Genomic DNA, 15268 nt, shown 5'->3' with positions numbered 1-15268 from the left:
GCAAAAAAGAACCCCCGCTCCGGTCGCCCGGGCGGGGGTTTCACGTCATTCACCGTAAAGACTTGTAACAGGCCTTACGCGTTTTCGCTCTTGCTAGGGGCTGCATCCCTCACACCCTGGTCAACATGGGCCGCAAATGGCTCAAAATTGTCGACGAAAAGTTGCACAAGCTTATGCGCCGTCTGATCATATTCTTCGCTGTCGGCCCAGGTTGAGCGCGGGTCGAGAATGCCGTCATCAACACCTGCTACGCTTACCGGCACATCAAAGCCGAAGTTCTCATCCTTTCGGAATTCAGCATTGTTCAGCGAGCCATCAAGCGCTGCGTTAAGCAGAGCGCGCGTTGCCTTGATCGGCATGCGGTTGCCAACGCCGTACTTGCCGCCAGTCCAACCAGTGTTCACCAGCCAGCACTGCGCCCCGCCTTCAGCAATCCGCTTTTTCAGAAGATTGCCATACACGCTTGGATGACGCGGCATGAAGGGCGCACCAAAACATGTAGAGAAGGTCGCCTGCGGTTCCGTCACACCGATTTCAGTGCCCGCAACCTTGGCGGTGTAGCCGGAGAGGAAGTGGTACATCGCCTCGTCCGGGGTCAGACGCGCAATTGGAGGAAGTACGCCAAAGGCATCAGCGGTCAGCATGATCACTGTGCTTGGCGGCGGGCCCATATTGTCCGCGCTGGTGTTCGGAATTGAGCTCAGCGGATATGCACCGCGAGTATTCTCCGCGAGGCTGTTATCATCGAGGTCGATCTCTCCATCATCGTCCATCACGACGTTCTCAAGCACGGTTCCGGCCATGCGCGTAGTCGCGTAGATTTCTGGCTCCGCCTCTTCGGACAAGCGGATCATCTTAGCATAACACCCGCCTTCAAAATTGAAGACTGCCGTGTCTGACCAGCCATGCTCATCATCGCCGATCAGCGTGCGGCTGGCATCGGCGGACAGCGTCGTCTTGCCCGTGCCGGATAGGCCGAAAAACACTGCGCTCGCGCCGTCAGCGCCGATATTGGCCGAACAGTGCATCGGCATGACGCCCTTGGTCGGCAGCAGATAGTTGAGAATGCCGAACACGCTCTTCTTCATCTCGCCGGCATATTGAGTGCCGCCAATCAGGATCAGCTTTTCCGATAAGTTCACAGCAATCACCGTTTCGCTGCGTGTGCCATGGCGCGCTGGGTCCGCCTTGAAGCTCGGCAGATCAATGATCGTATATTCAGGAACGAAGCCTTCAAGTTCGCTTGCCTCTGGGCGGACCAGCATCGTGCGAATGAACTGATTGTGCCACGCAAGCTCGTTAATAACGCGGACCTTCACCCGGTGCTCGGGCTGAGATCCGCCAAACAAATCCGCTACATAGAGAGTATCACGCTCGCCCACAGCCGCGAGGAAATCTTCCTTGAGCGCCGCAAAATGCGCAGGCTGCATGGAGGCGTTATTGTCCCACCAAACCGTGTCTTCGGTCTCGCCATCACGGACGATGAACTTGTCATTCGCGCTGCGGCCGGTGTGCTTACCCGTCTGAACCACCAGAGGCCCGTTCCTGGCAAGGCGGCCTTCATTGTTGGCGAGCGCGTGCTCGGTTAGCTGGTCTGATTGCAAATTGGCGTGGATTGTGGCGCTAGTGCTGATGCCTTGATCAGCCAGCGAATGTGCCAGTGTTTGAGATTGGGGATTGGTCACGATTCTCTCCGGAACGATGCGTCATTTTGCGAACGGACAAGAGAACCCGAAGACGCCTCGCCCCTCGGCAAGAACGTCAAAATGCCACCATGGAATAGGCCACAGCGACATCATTATAGAACAGGCTCTCCCACCCTGTTACGATCGCCAGTAGAGAAAAAGGACAGATTTTGCGAGTCGCACGACTTGCATTGTTTTGTTTTGGGATTGCAGATAAGTGCACAAACTATGGCTGAGAGCCCCGATCATAGCAATTCAGGCACCCAAGTGAGCGACGATACCCCTTCGCAAACTGGCGATAGCACCGCCGGTCAAAACGTGATCGCGCTGGTCGATGATGATCGCAATATTCTCACCACCGTCTCGATTGCCCTACAGGCAGAAGGCTATGCCACTCGCGTCTATTCCGATGGCGAAGCTGCTCTGAAGGCTCTACTTGAGAACCCGCCTGACTTGGCTGTTTTCGACATCAAAATGCCCCATATGGACGGGATGGAATTGCTGCATCGGCTACGCTTGCAATCGGCGCTCCCGGTCATTTTCCTGACCAGTAAGGATGATGAACGCGACGAGGAAGCCGGCCTCGAGATGGGTGCGGATGATTACATCGCGAAGCCGTTTTCCTTGCGCCTTCTGCTCGCGCGTATCCGGGCAATCTTGCGGCGCGGCGACAATTGGCAGGGAGACAGCGGCTCAAGCGCATCCGATGCGCGACGTTCTGAAGCGGTCACGCGCGGACGGCTAACGATGGACCCTGCACGCCACACAGTTCTATGGGGCGACAAATCGGTGACGCTGACCGTGACCGAGTTTCTGATACTTGAGGCACTCGCAATACGTCCCGGCGTGATCAAGAGCCGCAATCAATTGATGGACGCAGCTTACCCAGATGATGTCTTCGTTGATGACCGAACGGTTGATAGCCACATCAAACGCATGCGTCGCAAGTTCCGCGTTGTAGACCCTGAGTTCGCCTCAATTGATACGCTGTACGGCGCGGGATATTGCTTCACCGATGGCTGAGCGCCCTGATGCCTAACACTCGTGAGGAACCAGCGCAGGGTAGCACCCGCAAAGAAGAGCCCAATGCTCTTCGTGATGACCCTGGCGAAGCGCGGTGGCGCTGGTCGCGGCGCCTATCGCTCACCAGTCGCATTTTGTTCGTCAACATTTTGCCATTAGTGCTGCTTGGCGGCGGGATTATCTACCTGGACAGCTACCGCAAGCAGCTCCTCGATGAACGCTTCAAGCTCGCGCTTGTCGAGGCGCAAATCACTGCCGAAGCGCTGGCGGGTGCGACCAATCAACGCCAGGAAGCACTGCTTATTCAAATCGGCAAAGAGCAGCGCCTGCGCATTCGGGTCTATGACGATGAAGGCACTTTGGAAGCTGATAGCTGGACACTGGCTCCGCCGACATTCTCGATAGCAGCGAGGAGCCCAGAGGAAGACCAATTTGCGCTGACACTTGACCGGTTGTTTGATCGGCTGGTCGGCGCTCCGCCGCTTCCCGACTACCGTGAACCCACGACGGATCAGGCAGACGCCTGGCCCGAACTTGCAAGGGCGCGCGAGGAAAGTCTTACGCAAATCGTGCTGCGCGATGCGAGCGATGGCACCCATGTGATCACTGCAGCAGCGCCGGTAGGCCTTGATGGCGAAACTCTGCTCATCATGCGCAACCCGGTGGACATTACAGAGCGCGTCCGATCGGCCCGCACTACCGTTGCGCTCGTTTTCCTTCTGGCACTGCTGGTTTCGACCTTGCTCTCACTCTTTCTGGCGCAGACCATTGTTCGCCCGCTCCGCCAGCTCGTGCAGGCCGCTGTGCGCGTTCGGCAGGGCCGCGATCGGCAGGTCGAGGTTCCCCGGCTGCCTGATCGCCGCGATGAAATTGGCATGCTAGCCCGCGCCACCTCAGACATGACACAGGCATTGCGCATGCGCATTGACGCGGTTGAGAGCTTTGCCGCCGATGTGGCTCATGAAATCAAGAACCCGCTAGCTTCGCTGCGTAGCGCCACAGAATCGCTCGGCAAGGTCGACGATCCCAAACTTAAGGCGCAATTGCTCGAGATTGCCAATCACGATGTTCGCCGCATTGACCGGCTAGTGACGGAGATTTCCGAGGCCAGCCGCATTGACGCAGAACTCTCTCGCGCCACCTTCGAGCAAGTAGATCTGAAGTCGCTCATCACGAATATCATAGGCTCACGAGAGGACCGCGCACAGAACAAGGGGCACGAAATTCATTTTGAACCATGCGCGCGTGATGGCCTGGTTATGGGCGAACCTTCGCGGCTAGAGCGAGTCATAACAAACCTGCTCGACAATGCGGTGTCCTTCTCGCCTGATGACGCGGCGGTCGAAATAGAGATGGAATGCTCCGAGGACTGGATCAGTATTTCCGTTTGCGATTCGGGCCCAGGCATCGCCGCAGACCGATATGAACAAGTGTTTCAGCGCTTCCATTCACTGCGTCCCGACAGCGAAGATTTTGGCCAGCACTCAGGCCTTGGTCTGGCAATCGCTCGATCAATAGCGGAGGCGCATTACGGCACGTTGACCGCCTCAGCGCGAGCAGACGGGGCGAGCGGCGCTTGCCTTATGCTTGGCCTGCCGATGGCAAAACCCTCTCGGTGACGGAAGCGCGATGACGGAGAAACTGCTCGCCAATGTCACATGCGTCAGCATTGAGGGCCGCGGGTTACTCATCGAGGGGCCTCCGGGCAGCGGTAAATCGAGCCTCGCGCTCAGCCTGATTGATCGCGGCGCAACATTGGTTGGTGATGACGGCGTCCTCATCGAGAAACGCGGTGATCGGCTTTGGATAAACCCGCCGCCGCGCATCACCGGCAAAATCGAAATTCGCGGCGTCGGCGTGGTCGAATATCCGGTCGCTTCCGCACCGCTCAGCCTGGTGCTAACGCTCGCTGATGCATGTCCGCGCGTGCCGGAAACGGTCATGCGAACCATTGCCGGACAATCGCTGCCATCGCTTCCCTTCCTGCCCGGCGATCCCAATCAGGCGCTCAGAGCACAATGGGCGCTTTCCCGCTTCGGTCTAAGCTGACACAAGGTTGGGGAGATGCCCACCGATTCGCCCTCTCCCTCTACTGCCAAAGATGTTCAGCAAGTCTTGCTGGTCACCGGCATGTCGGGCGCTGGCAAAAGCACCGCATTGCAGGTTCTGGAAGATCTCGGCTGGGAGACGATCGATAATTTCCCAGTGCGCTTGCTGAAGCGCCTTCTTGCCCACTCGGACGAGGCAATCGGGCCAGTTGCAATCGGAATTGATGCGCGCACACGCGGCTTCATCCCGGCCAAGCTAGCGAGCACGGTTGAGACACTGAGTGCGAAGCGCGATGTCGATATCAACATTCTGTTTTTGGACAGCGCCAGCAGCGAGATTGAACGGCGATATAATGAGACGCGCAGGCGGCACCCGCTCGCGCAAGGACGGCCAGTGCGCGAGGGCATCACAGCGGAGCGGGAATTACTCGAACCCCTGCGCGCGACCGCGAGCATGGTGATCGACACGAGCGCCTTTTCGAGCAACCAATTGCAGCAGACCATGCGCGAGAAATTCGCCATTGCTCAGCCTGAGGGCATGACGCTCACCGTCACCAGTTTCGGCTTTGCTAGGGGCATGCCGCCGGTGGCTGACCTCGTCTTCGACATGCGCTTTCTCGACAATCCGCATTGGGTGGAGGAGCTGCGCGAGCAGACCGGACGCGACCCAGCGGTGGCTGCCCATATTGAACAAGACCCGGCATTTCGCCCTGAATTTGAACGAATTAAAAATCTTATCCTCTCGCTTATCCCGCGATACGCGGCGCAAGGCCGAGCCTATTTGACCATTGCTTTCGGCTGCACAGGCGGGCGGCACCGCTCTGTTTATTCAGCAGAAACAATGGGCAAGGCTCTGAGCGAAGCAGGTTATGACCACACTGTCCTGCATCGCAATTTGTCCGCGCCTGCAACCGATACCATCGAGGGACAGGCCCCTCGGAATGGTTGACTCATCCTGTAGTCAGGCTCATTGGCGCACACCTTCGTAGAGGTTAATACTGCAACACGGATCGGATCGTATGATCGGCATCATTCTTGTCACACACGGTGACCTTGCTCAGCATTTTATCGATGCGATGGAGCATGTTGTTGGCCCGCAAGAGAAGATCGCAGCAATTTGTATCGGCCCAAGCGACGATATGGAGCAGCGCCGCCAGGAGATTTCGGACGCCATTACCGATGTGGACGTCGGCTCGGGCGCGATCATCCTAACGGACTTGTTCGGCGGCACACCGTCAAATCTGGCGATTTCGCTGCTCGATGCAGGCCGGATCGAGGTAATTGCTGGGATAAACCTCCCCATGCTCATCAGGCTAGCAGGTGCACGCAAAGCTATGAGCGTGACCGAAGCGGCTCACGCCGCGCAGGAAGCTGGGCGCAACTACATCACCGTTGCTTCTGAATTTCTCGGCGAGAATGAGGCGACACAGCGAAAGAAAGCTTCTTGAGCGAGCTCAGGCGAACCCTCACAATCGTGAACGAACGCGGTCTTCATGCCCGCGCCAGTGCGAAATTTGTGGGCGCAGTCGCTGAGATCACATCAGAAACGAACGTGCGGGTTGCCAAGGGCGGCAATGAAGCCTCGGGCGGCTCGATTCTGGGCCTGATGATGCTGGGCGCAGCACGCGGCGACGAGGTCGAATTGATCGTCAGCGGAGCGGAAGCCGACACTGTGATGAGCGAGCTTGCCATCATGATCGAAGACGGATTTGGCGAACCCTAAGGCTAAGGCTAGCGAAGCTGACACCTATGCCAGAACGTCGTCAGATTACCGGATTTTCCAACCCGACCGTCAAAGCGCTCCGGCGTCTGCGCGATAAAAAGCATCGCAAGCGCGAAGGCAAATTCCTTGCCGAGGGGCTGCGCCTGCTCACCGATGCGCGCGAATGTGGGCGGCTGCCCGAAACGCTAGTGCTGTCTGATCGCCGCGAGGACCACGCTTTACTGAGCGCGCTGGAAGAAGCAGTCGCTGCGAGCGGTGGCGAGATCATTGAAACCTCGCCCGACATCCTTTCCAAAATCACGGGCAAAGACAATGCACAGGCCGTGGCCGGGGTTTTCGCCGAGTTCGACACATCGCTTGGAGGGCTGGACCGCGAGGCTGTGCCGATCTGGCTAGTTGCTCAAGCGCTGCGCGACCCCGGCAATCTGGGCACGATGCTGCGCACTTGCGATGCGGTGGGCGCTGGCGGTCTCATCCTGATAGATGATTGCGCTGATCCATTCAGCGTCGAGGCCGTACGCGCCAGCATGGGTGCGGTTTTCACTCAGCAAATAGCGCAAGCAAGCTGGGAAGAGTTTCTGCCATGGCTGCGCGGTGGTTCTGGCCAGTTAGTCGCAGCGAGCCTGCGCGATGCCGTGCCTTATCGGGGTGCGGCTTACGAAGCTCCATGTTTCATTTTGGTCGGCAACGAATCGCAAGGTCTACCGGAAATCTATGAGACCGAGTGCGACTTGCGGGTCACCATGCCAATGCGCGGGCGCGCCGATAGCTTGAACGCTGCCGTTGCTGGCGCAGTGCTGGCCTATGAAGTGCTGGCAGGTTTAGAGAGCTGACTACTCAGCTTCGTCGCCTTTAGGATCGCTCTTATCCTCAAGGGCGCTGCTCTCCCCGGGCGCATCCTCTGCATTGTAACGCGGTGCAGTCTCGACCAGCGGCACGTCCTCAATCTCGCGCTTGCCGATTTCAATACCTTTCTCGGCCAAGCGTTTGCCTGAGGACAGCACGTTACGCTCAAACGAACCGACGAATTTGTTGTAATTGTTGACCGCGCTTTCGAGCCCGCCGCCAACACGCTTCAGATGCCCTGCTGCAACGCTTAGCCGCTCGTAAAGCTCCGCGCCCATACGGCCGATTTCCTGCGCATCGCGCGCAAGCCCATCCTGCCGCCAAACCTGCGCTACCGTGCGTGCAATCGCCACCAGATTGGTCGGTGTCGCCAGCAGAACGCGGCGCTCAAACGCGAAGTCCCATAGGGCCGGGTCGCTCTCAAGCGCGGCAGCAACAAAATGCTCACCCGGCACAAACATCACCACATAGTCAGGCGCTTCTTCAAATTGCGACTGATAGCTCTTGGCCGAAAGCTGCTGAACGTGGTTGCGCATGGAGCGGACATGATTGGTGAGTGCCGCATCGCGCGCCTCCTCTTCCTCCGCCTCAAACGCCTCCTGATAGGCGTTGAGTGAAACCTTAGCGTCGATCACCAGCACCTTGCCGCCGGGAATGCGCACAATCGCATCGGGGCGCAGCCGCCCCTCCTCGGTTTCAATCGAGTGCTCCAGCTCAAAATCGGTATGCTCAGCGAGGCCCACCTGTTCAAGCAGGTTCTTAAGCTGCTGCTCCCCCCAACGCCCGCGCGCTTTGGGCGCATTGGTTAGCGAATTGCCGAGCCGCCGCGCTTCGCGCCGGACCTCTTCCTGTCCCTCACGCATGGACTGGATCAGCCCGGTCAGGTGGCCAAAGGCATCGACCCGCTGCTTTTCTAGAGTTTCGACCTGCTGCTCGTATTTGGCCAGCCGCTCACCGACTGGATTAAGCAGCGCCTTGATCTTCTGCTCGCCAGCCTCCTCGGATTGTTTGAAGCGTTCATCGGCCCGCGCCAGAAACCGCTCTTGCGCCGCGCCCAGCACTTTCTGGCCAGTATTTTCAAACTCTTTCAGTAGCTTGTCTTGTGAGGAGGTAAGCAGGCGTTTCTGTTCTTCAAAACCGGCCCGCTCGGCCTTGAACGCAGCATTCTCCTCGCGTGCTTTGTCGAGTTGGCCCGCAAGCTCATCCGCCCGGCCCGCGCGCTCTTTGGCGCTCGCAAGCTCAATCTGCGCATCGCCAAGCTCTTTGATGGCCCGCTTAAACTCATGCTCGCGGTCCGTCGCAGCATTGTCACGTTCAACATAGCGTGCTTTCCAATCCTCAACCGGGCGAGAACCGAAAAACCAGCCCGCAACCGCGCCCAAAACGAGGCCGAGAATGAGTGCAATCAAGGGAAGAAGTGAACCGTCCATCATCTCTCCATGTCCACCGACGATCATTCGCCGGTGGACTGGTGCTATAAACGCCCAAAACGGTCGTAGAAATCCTTCACTGCATCTGCCTGAAGCATAAAGCCGCAAGGAGATTGATCCAGAATCTGTCCATTGACCGCAATAAGCAGCCAATGAAAACCATCATTGAGCAAGCACGTAGAAAAGAGATGGCGCATGCCACCCTCCCGTGCTTGGGGCTAAGCTTTCCGATCTAGACAGTGGATACGGTAGTTATCACAGCCAGCGCGCTAATTCCGAAGAAGGCAACGCTTTAGTGAAGAACGTTAATGGTCCGTTTCCGTGTTCATCGTCAAACAGCAGAGCGTCTCTCTGCATTCCGACTCACCCAATGGCCGGAACAACGGGAATGTGGACGGAACAAAACGGAACCGCAAGAGCTCAATGAGTTCATGTGGAAAACCTGTTTACGCCGCTTCGCGCATTTTCTTCAGCTTTTTCAGCGCCATTTGCCGTTTCAACCGCGACAGGTGATCGATGAAGAGAATGCCCTCAAGGTGATCCATCTCATGCTGGAGACATGTCGCCATCAGCCCGCCGAGAGCTTCCTCATGCGTCTTGCCGTCCAAATCCTGATACCGCACGCGGCATGTCGCGGGGCGATCTATATCGGCAAAGATATCCGGCACTGACAGGCAGCCTTCTTGATATGTCACCAACTCTTCTGCTGGGTCGAGAATTTCAGGATTAATGAAAATCCGCGGGTCGCTTTTCGCTGGTTGCCGCTCAACACCGTCCTCGCCTTTGACCGGCTCAGCCTCTTCATCAGGCTCCTGCAAGTCGATCACCAGAACACGCTTCGGGACGCCGACTTGTATCGCCGCAAGCCCAATGCCGGGCGCATCATACATCGTCTCAAACATATCATCGACGAGCGTTTTAAGCTCATCATTGAACTCGCCTGGTTCGACAGGGACAGACACAGTTTTGAGCCGGGGATCCGGCGCTTCCAGAATTTCACGAATAGCCATAGCGGCTATTTAGGGGTTGCTGCGTAAGCTCGCAAGCGTTGGAGTATTGTTTTGATGAGGTGGTCCGGAGCCTCCCACGCCCTCCACCCTTCCGCCCGGATCCCACCGGTAAACAATCCGGGCGGAAGGGTGGAAGAAGCGGGTGGCTAGGCGCAAATAAAAACTAATCCACTGGCCGCCGCGCCCTGAGCGCCTGCGCCAGAGTGCCCTCATCGAGGTAATCCAGCTCGCCGCCCACGGGCAGGCCATGCGCAAGCTGGGTGATGCGCACTGGATATTCCTCAAGGCGCTCGGCCAGATAATGCGCAGTCGTCTGCCCTTCGAGCGTCGCGTTCATCGCCAGCACAATCTCATCCACGCCGCCGCCGCCGGCCCCAGGATCAACCCGGTCCATCAGGCTGGCAATATTGAGATCCTCTGGCCGCACGCCATCAAGCGCAGACAGCTTGCCACCCAGCACATGATAGGTGCCGGTGAAGAGTTTCGCACGGTCCAGCGCCCACAGATCAGAGACATCCTCGACCACGCAGATTGATTTCGTGTCGCGGCGCGGATCGGCGCAGATACCGCACGGATTGCGCGTGTCGATATTCCCGCAAATCTCGCATTCGACCAGCGTATCGCGCACGCCCTCCAGCGCATCAAGCAATTGCGGCAAAGCCTGCTCACGCCGCTTGACCAGCCAAAGCACAGCGCGCCGCGCGCTGCGCGGTCCCAATCCCGGCAGGCGCGACAATGCAGATGCCAATGCTTCGATCTCTTGCGATGCCATGCCTGCACAGATAGGGCGCTTGTTCTGATCGAGAAAGGTCTTGGGGCCAGTCATGCGCATAATCTTTATGGGAACGCCCGATTTTGCGGTGCCGACATTGCGGGCGTTGAATGACGCGGGGCATGAGATTGCGGCGGTTTATACGCAGCCGCCCCGCCCCGCTGGGCGAGGGAAGAAGCTGCGTGCATCGCCAGTGCAAGTCGCGGCGGAGGAGCTGGGGCTGGAGGTACGCAGCCCCAAATCCCTGAAATCTGATGAAGAAAAGGCGCGGTTCGCGGCGCTAAACGCCGATATTGCAGTCGTGGCGGCTTACGGCTTAATCCTGTCGCAGACTATTCTAGATGCGCCCGCCAAAGGATGCCTTAATGTGCATGCCTCGATCCTGCCGCGCTGGCGCGGGGCGGCACCGATTCACCGCGCGGTGATAGCGGGTGATCCAGTGACGGGGATCACGATCATGCAGATGGAGTCCGGGCTGGATACTGGGCCAATGCTGGCGACCGTGCGCACTCCGATGGAGCGCAAGACGACGGGCGAGCTGACTGATGAGCTGGCCGAATTGGGCGCGAAGCTGATGGTGAGCACCTTGCGCGAACTGGATAAGCATGTGGCGATCGCGCAGGATGATGAGGACGCAACCTATGCGCCAAAGATCGACAAAGCGGAGGCGCGGATCGACTGGAGCAAGCCTGCGGAAGAGATCGAACGACTGGTACGCGGACTTGCGCCGTTTCCCGGTGCTTGGTTTGAGCTGGCCGGGGTCAATGGGGCCGAGCGTGTGAAATTGTTGCGCGCAGATGTGGCGGAAGACGAAGGCGAACCCGGCACTGTGCTCGACGACTCGCTAACCATCGCTTGCGGGACAGGCGCAATCCGCCCCGTCCGCCTCCAGCGCGCAGGCAAACCGGCGATGGATGTTGCAGACTTCCTCCGCGGAATGGTAATCGAAAAAGGGACCAAACTCGCATGACCCGCTTTGCTCTCACGCTCGAATTTGATGGCACCCCATTCCAAGGGCTCCAGCGCCAGAAGCATGGCCCCACTGTCCAGCAATCGGTTGAGGATGCCGCCAGCGAGGTCACCGGCGAGAAGGTCACCATGCACAGCGCGGGGCGCACCGATACTGGCGTGCATGCCCTTGCCATGCGCAGCCATATCGACATCGAAAAAGACATGACCCCGTTCCGCCTGATGGAAGCGCTCAATGCAAAAATGCGGCCCGATCCGGTCGCGGTCACGCATTGCGAGATTGTCGATGAGGAATGGCATGCGCGCTTTTCCTGTATCGGACGGCGGTATCTTTACCGCATCTGCAATCGCCGAGCGCCGCTAACGCTGGAAAAGGATCGCGCGTGGCAAATCCCGCAAGAGCTGGACGATGAGGCGATGCACCGCGCGGCTCAAGTGCTGGTCGGGAGGCATGATTTCACTACGTTCCGCTCTGCGCATTGCCAAGCCAAAGACCCGGTCAAGACGCTCGACCATCTTGAGGTCCAGCGGCGCGGCGAATACATTACCATCCACGCCGCCGCCCGCAGTTTTCTGCACCATCAAGTGCGATCTATGGTTGGCTGTTTGGCCCTTGTGGGCCAAGGCACGTGGAGTGAAAAGCGCATGGCTCAAGCGCTTGCGGCAAAGGAGCGGCAGGAATTAGGCCTCAACGCGCCCGCAAACGGCCTCTTCTTCGTCGAGGCTATCTATCCCGTTGCCAATACACCCCAAAAAGATACATCTGAGGAGAATACCCCATGACAACTGGCAAACAGCTATTCACGACGCTGGAAAGCGATGGCACGCTGACCGTCGAAATCGCCGAGAGCACTTTCCCGGAACCGGCCGGCAATCAGGTTCTGGTTAAGATGGAAGCGGCCCCGATCAACCCATCGGACCTAGCGATCCTGACCGGCGCAGCAGATTTCGAGAATGCCGAATATTCTCCCGGCAAAGTCATCGCGAAGATGCCCGAGCCGTTCAACACCGGCTCGAAATCGCGCCATGGCCAGCGCCTGTCTGCAGGTAATGAGGGCGCAGGTACCGTCATCGCCACGGGTGATACTGACATGGCCAAAGCGCTGATGGGACAACGGGTCGCATGCGTACCGGGCAATGCGTTCAGCCAATATGCAATCGCTGAGGCGACCATGTGCCTGCCGCTCGGTGACTATTCCTCAGAACAAGGGGCAAGCTCCTTCGTTAACCCCATGACTGCGCTGGGTTTTGTGGAAAATGCCAAGATGGACGGTCAAAAGGCAATCTTGCACACCGTTGGCGCATCGAACCTCGGGCTGATGCTCAACCGGATTTGCCAGGAGGACGGGATTGCGCTGGTCAATATCGTGCGTAAGGCCGAACAGGCTGAGCTGCTCAAATCGCAGGGCGCCGAATGGGTGGTCAACTCTTCTGATGATGATTTCATGGATCAGCTGCGCAAAGCCATCGACGCGACCGACGCCTTTTACGGTTTCGACCCGATTGGCGGGGGTCAAGCCGTCGATGCTTGCTTCAAAGCGATGGAACAGGTCGCGGTGAGCAAAATGACCGAATATTCGCGCTATGGGTCCGACCAGGCAAAACGCATGTTCATTTATGGACGGCTCGACTTTGGTCCAACTATCCTCACGCCATCATACGGTTTTGGCTGGACATTGTCCGGATGGCTGCTCACACCATTCCTTGCGAATGCGGGTATGGAAACAGTCGTGCGGATGCGCACGCGCGTGCTCGAGAACCTGACCACGACTTTCGCCAGCAGCTACAAAACGAAGGTCAATCTGGAAGAGATGCTGACTAAGAATGCGATCCTTGATTATCGCCAAATGAAAACGGGCGAGAAGTATCTGGTTACGCCGCAGGGATAGGGTTTAAGGCTTGGTTGCATCGGATCGGCTGCGGAGCAGCCGCAAGGGCGACTGCCCGCCCGCAGCGATGCGATCTATGATCGCGTGAGCGAGGACATCGCACGCCGGAGGGCGTGCGGAAAACAAAGCCTCCTACCTACCATCAAACTCGCGCTGGATCGCGGACGGGTCCGTTAAGCCCTCCGCGATTAGCAGAGCGAGCAACATCCGAGCCTTTTGCGGATTAAGCGCCCGCGCAGCTACGAAGCGATTCGGGTCGTCTTCAGGCTCACGGTCAACCAGCCCCTCATCGAGACGGCTCGAGCGGACAATCGGCATGCCTTCCGCAGCGAGCGCCACCAGAGCGTCGCGCACCGGGTCTGGCATATTGCCCTCGCCCACGCCCGCAACAACCACACCGCGGGTCTCGGGTGTCACAAGTCGCGCGACATAGTCCGGCGTCATTCCCGCATGTACAGTCAGGATCGGCACATCGGGTAAGACTTGCGTGAACGCGAATCGCGCTGCCTCATCGACTCGCCATGGCGCCCCGAACCAGTCGAGCGCGCTGGGCGTCACAAGCCCAATCGAATCGCGCGGGAAGCCGCGAAAAGCATCGGTCCCGCGCGTGCGGGCCTTGCGCACATCGCGTGCGGCGAAAACCCTGTCGCCCATCACAACCAACACTCCGCGCCCGCTGGCCTCACTATCGCCAGCAACACGCACCGCATTGGCGAAGTTGCGCAGGCCATCATATCCAACCGCATCGGCGGGCCGCATCGCGCCGACCAACACCACGGGCTTCGTCGCGGGTAACGTTAGGTCCAGCAGGAAGGCCGTTTCCTCTACCGTATCAGTGCCATGCGTGATGATGACACCGTCAATGCTCGGAACATCAATCGCCGCGCTAATCTCGGCATGCAATTTCGCCCATATCTCCGGCCCGATATCCTCCGAGCCGATATTGGCGATCTGCTTACCAGTTAGCGTCGCATTGAGGCCCAGACCAGCCACTTGGTCGAGATAATCGTCAATGCCGATTTGCCCAGGACGATAATCATGGCGAGTCGCAGAGCCTGCTTTGCCCGCAATTGTGCCGCCTGTGGCGAGTACAAGGATGTTGGGATTCGTCATCTGCAGCACGCCTAAAGCTAAATTCGATAAAGACAGCAATTGATTTTCAGAAAATAGGCGCTAGATAGCGCGCTTCCAACACACGGAATGGGCGATTAGCTCAGTTGGTAGAGCATCTCGTTTACACCGAGAGGGTCGGCAGTTCGAGCCTGTCATCGCCCACCATTCCTTGACGTCGCGGACTAGCCTACATCGCCAAAGCTTCATCAATCGCGCCGCGCGCCTCTGCGCTAGACCAATCATAGTCGCCCAGTACGCGCCAGACCTCCTGCCCGCTCGCATCATACAAAACGGTTGTCGGCATCACATCGCTGAGCGCCTTGCTCAGCTCGTTCTCGGTGTCGAGCCACGGTTCCAAACGCTCAAAATCGCGCTCGACCCAAAATGGCTCAACTCGTTCGGCGCCCTGCAAGTCCTGACTTACCGTGAGCACTTTGAGCGCATCGCCATAGTCCTCCGCGAGCTCATCGAGCAGCGGCATTTCCTTGATACACGGCGGGCACCACGTCGCCCATAGATTGAGGAGCACCGGCCGCCCTTGAAGCGCTCCGGTGTTGAGCTCGGCACCTTCCAAGTCGACAAGGTTCACCACTGGCATCAGTTCACCGGCCTGACTGCGATCAATCACGCCGCTGGCGACGGTATCTGTGCCCGAAGCCTCGTTTTCTTGCGCGCTTTCAGTCGCTGCCCTATCGCACGCTCCAACACTAAGCGTCAGGATACACAATAGCGTGAGCGAAAAGCGGGACACGGATAGCTC

Annotated in this window: 16 protein-coding genes and 1 tRNA gene; 11 read left to right on the top strand and 6 right to left on the bottom strand. The window is 58.3% G+C overall.

Going from position 1 to position 15268, the window contains the following annotated elements; translation table 11 throughout:
- Positions 1–74: 74 nt before the first annotated feature.
- The gene (locus tag ACFCXQ_RS07870) at positions 75–1685 is read right to left on the bottom strand and encodes a phosphoenolpyruvate carboxykinase (RefSeq protein WP_379549453.1); all 1611 of its coding nucleotides are present in this window, start codon (positions 1683–1685) and stop codon (positions 75–77) included.
- A gap of 228 nt (positions 1686–1913) precedes the next feature.
- On the opposite strand from ACFCXQ_RS07870, the gene ACFCXQ_RS07865 reads away from it, so the two are divergent.
- From ACFCXQ_RS07865 to ACFCXQ_RS07835, 7 genes are all read left to right on the top strand, one after another.
- Positions 1914–2708, top strand: a complete 795-nt coding sequence (locus ACFCXQ_RS07865) for a response regulator transcription factor (protein WP_379549451.1) — start codon at positions 1914–1916, stop codon at positions 2706–2708.
- Positions 2709–2716: 8 nt separating this feature from the next.
- Positions 2717–4327: a sensor histidine kinase gene (locus tag ACFCXQ_RS07860; RefSeq protein ID WP_379549449.1), complete on the top strand. Its 1611-nt coding sequence runs from the start codon at positions 2717–2719 to the stop codon at positions 4325–4327.
- 10 nt (positions 4328–4337) lie between these two features.
- Positions 4338–4757 carry an HPr kinase/phosphorylase gene (locus tag ACFCXQ_RS07855; RefSeq protein ID WP_379549447.1) on the top strand — a complete coding sequence of 140 codons (420 nt, stop codon included), beginning with the start codon at positions 4338–4340 and terminating at the stop codon, positions 4755–4757.
- 15 nt (positions 4758–4772) lie between these two features.
- Positions 4773–5705: an RNase adapter RapZ gene (gene rapZ, locus ACFCXQ_RS07850; protein WP_379549446.1), complete on the top strand. Its 933-nt coding sequence runs from the start codon at positions 4773–4775 to the stop codon at positions 5703–5705.
- A 70-nt stretch (positions 5706–5775) separates the two neighbouring features.
- Positions 5776–6204: a PTS sugar transporter subunit IIA gene (locus tag ACFCXQ_RS07845; RefSeq protein ID WP_379549444.1), complete on the top strand. Its 429-nt coding sequence runs from the start codon at positions 5776–5778 to the stop codon at positions 6202–6204.
- Complete coding sequence (locus tag ACFCXQ_RS07840) at positions 6201–6479, top strand: HPr family phosphocarrier protein (protein WP_379549442.1); 279 nt, start codon at positions 6201–6203, stop codon at positions 6477–6479. The genes ACFCXQ_RS07845 and ACFCXQ_RS07840 overlap by 4 nt, the downstream gene beginning before the upstream one ends.
- 26 nt (positions 6480–6505) lie before the next feature.
- Positions 6506–7312, top strand: coding sequence for a TrmH family RNA methyltransferase (locus tag ACFCXQ_RS07835; protein WP_379549440.1), 807 nt, complete (start codon positions 6506–6508; stop codon positions 7310–7312).
- On the opposite strand, the gene rmuC is transcribed toward ACFCXQ_RS07835, so the two are convergent.
- The 3 genes from rmuC to recR all read right to left on the bottom strand — a co-directional run bounded on the left by rmuC (position 7313) and on the right by recR (position 10537).
- Positions 7313–8755 (bottom strand): DNA recombination protein RmuC, encoded by a 1443-nt coding sequence (gene rmuC, locus ACFCXQ_RS07830; protein ID WP_379549438.1) that lies wholly within the window; start codon positions 8753–8755, stop codon positions 7313–7315.
- Positions 8756–9201: 446 nt separating this feature from the next.
- Positions 9202–9765, bottom strand: a complete 564-nt coding sequence (locus ACFCXQ_RS07825) for a peptide deformylase (protein ID WP_379549436.1) — start codon at positions 9763–9765, stop codon at positions 9202–9204.
- A 163-nt stretch (positions 9766–9928) separates the two neighbouring features.
- Positions 9929–10537, bottom strand: a complete 609-nt coding sequence (gene recR, locus ACFCXQ_RS07820) for a recombination mediator RecR (protein ID WP_379554592.1) — start codon at positions 10535–10537, stop codon at positions 9929–9931.
- A 52-nt stretch (positions 10538–10589) separates the two neighbouring features.
- Here recR and fmt point away from each other — a divergent pair, with 52 nt between their 5' ends.
- Genes fmt through ACFCXQ_RS07805 form a run of 3 tightly spaced genes read left to right on the top strand, consistent with a single transcriptional unit; the run spans position 10590 to position 13395 of the window.
- Positions 10590–11507: a methionyl-tRNA formyltransferase gene (gene fmt / locus ACFCXQ_RS07815; protein ID WP_379549435.1), complete on the top strand. Its 918-nt coding sequence runs from the start codon at positions 10590–10592 to the stop codon at positions 11505–11507.
- Positions 11504–12289: a tRNA pseudouridine(38-40) synthase TruA gene (gene truA, locus ACFCXQ_RS07810; protein ID WP_379549433.1), complete on the top strand. Its 786-nt coding sequence runs from the start codon at positions 11504–11506 to the stop codon at positions 12287–12289. The genes fmt and truA overlap by 4 nt, the downstream gene beginning before the upstream one ends.
- Positions 12286–13395, top strand: a complete 1110-nt coding sequence (locus ACFCXQ_RS07805; RefSeq protein WP_379549431.1) for a zinc-binding dehydrogenase — start codon at positions 12286–12288, stop codon at positions 13393–13395. The genes truA and ACFCXQ_RS07805 overlap by 4 nt, the downstream gene beginning before the upstream one ends.
- 132 nt (positions 13396–13527) lie before the next feature.
- Here the strand turns inward: ACFCXQ_RS07805 and ACFCXQ_RS07800 are convergent, their stop codons facing one another.
- Positions 13528–14508, bottom strand: coding sequence for an asparaginase (locus tag ACFCXQ_RS07800; protein ID WP_379549429.1), 981 nt, complete (start codon positions 14506–14508; stop codon positions 13528–13530).
- A gap of 89 nt (positions 14509–14597) precedes the next feature.
- Here ACFCXQ_RS07800 and ACFCXQ_RS07795 point away from each other — a divergent pair.
- Positions 14598–14673: transfer RNA gene (locus ACFCXQ_RS07795), tRNA-Val, on the top strand.
- Positions 14674–14695: 22 nt separating this feature from the next.
- Here the strand turns inward: ACFCXQ_RS07795 and ACFCXQ_RS07790 are convergent.
- A complete protein-coding gene (locus ACFCXQ_RS07790) occupies positions 14696–15259 on the bottom strand; it encodes a TlpA family protein disulfide reductase (RefSeq protein ID WP_379549427.1) in 564 nt (187 codons plus the stop codon).
- Positions 15260–15268 lie beyond the last annotated feature (9 nt).

The sequence above is a fragment of the Qipengyuania rhodophyticola genome (assembly GCF_042493225.1).
GTDB lineage: Bacteria > Pseudomonadota > Alphaproteobacteria > Sphingomonadales > Sphingomonadaceae > Erythrobacter.
This window is presented reverse-complemented; position numbering and strand designations above follow the sequence as displayed.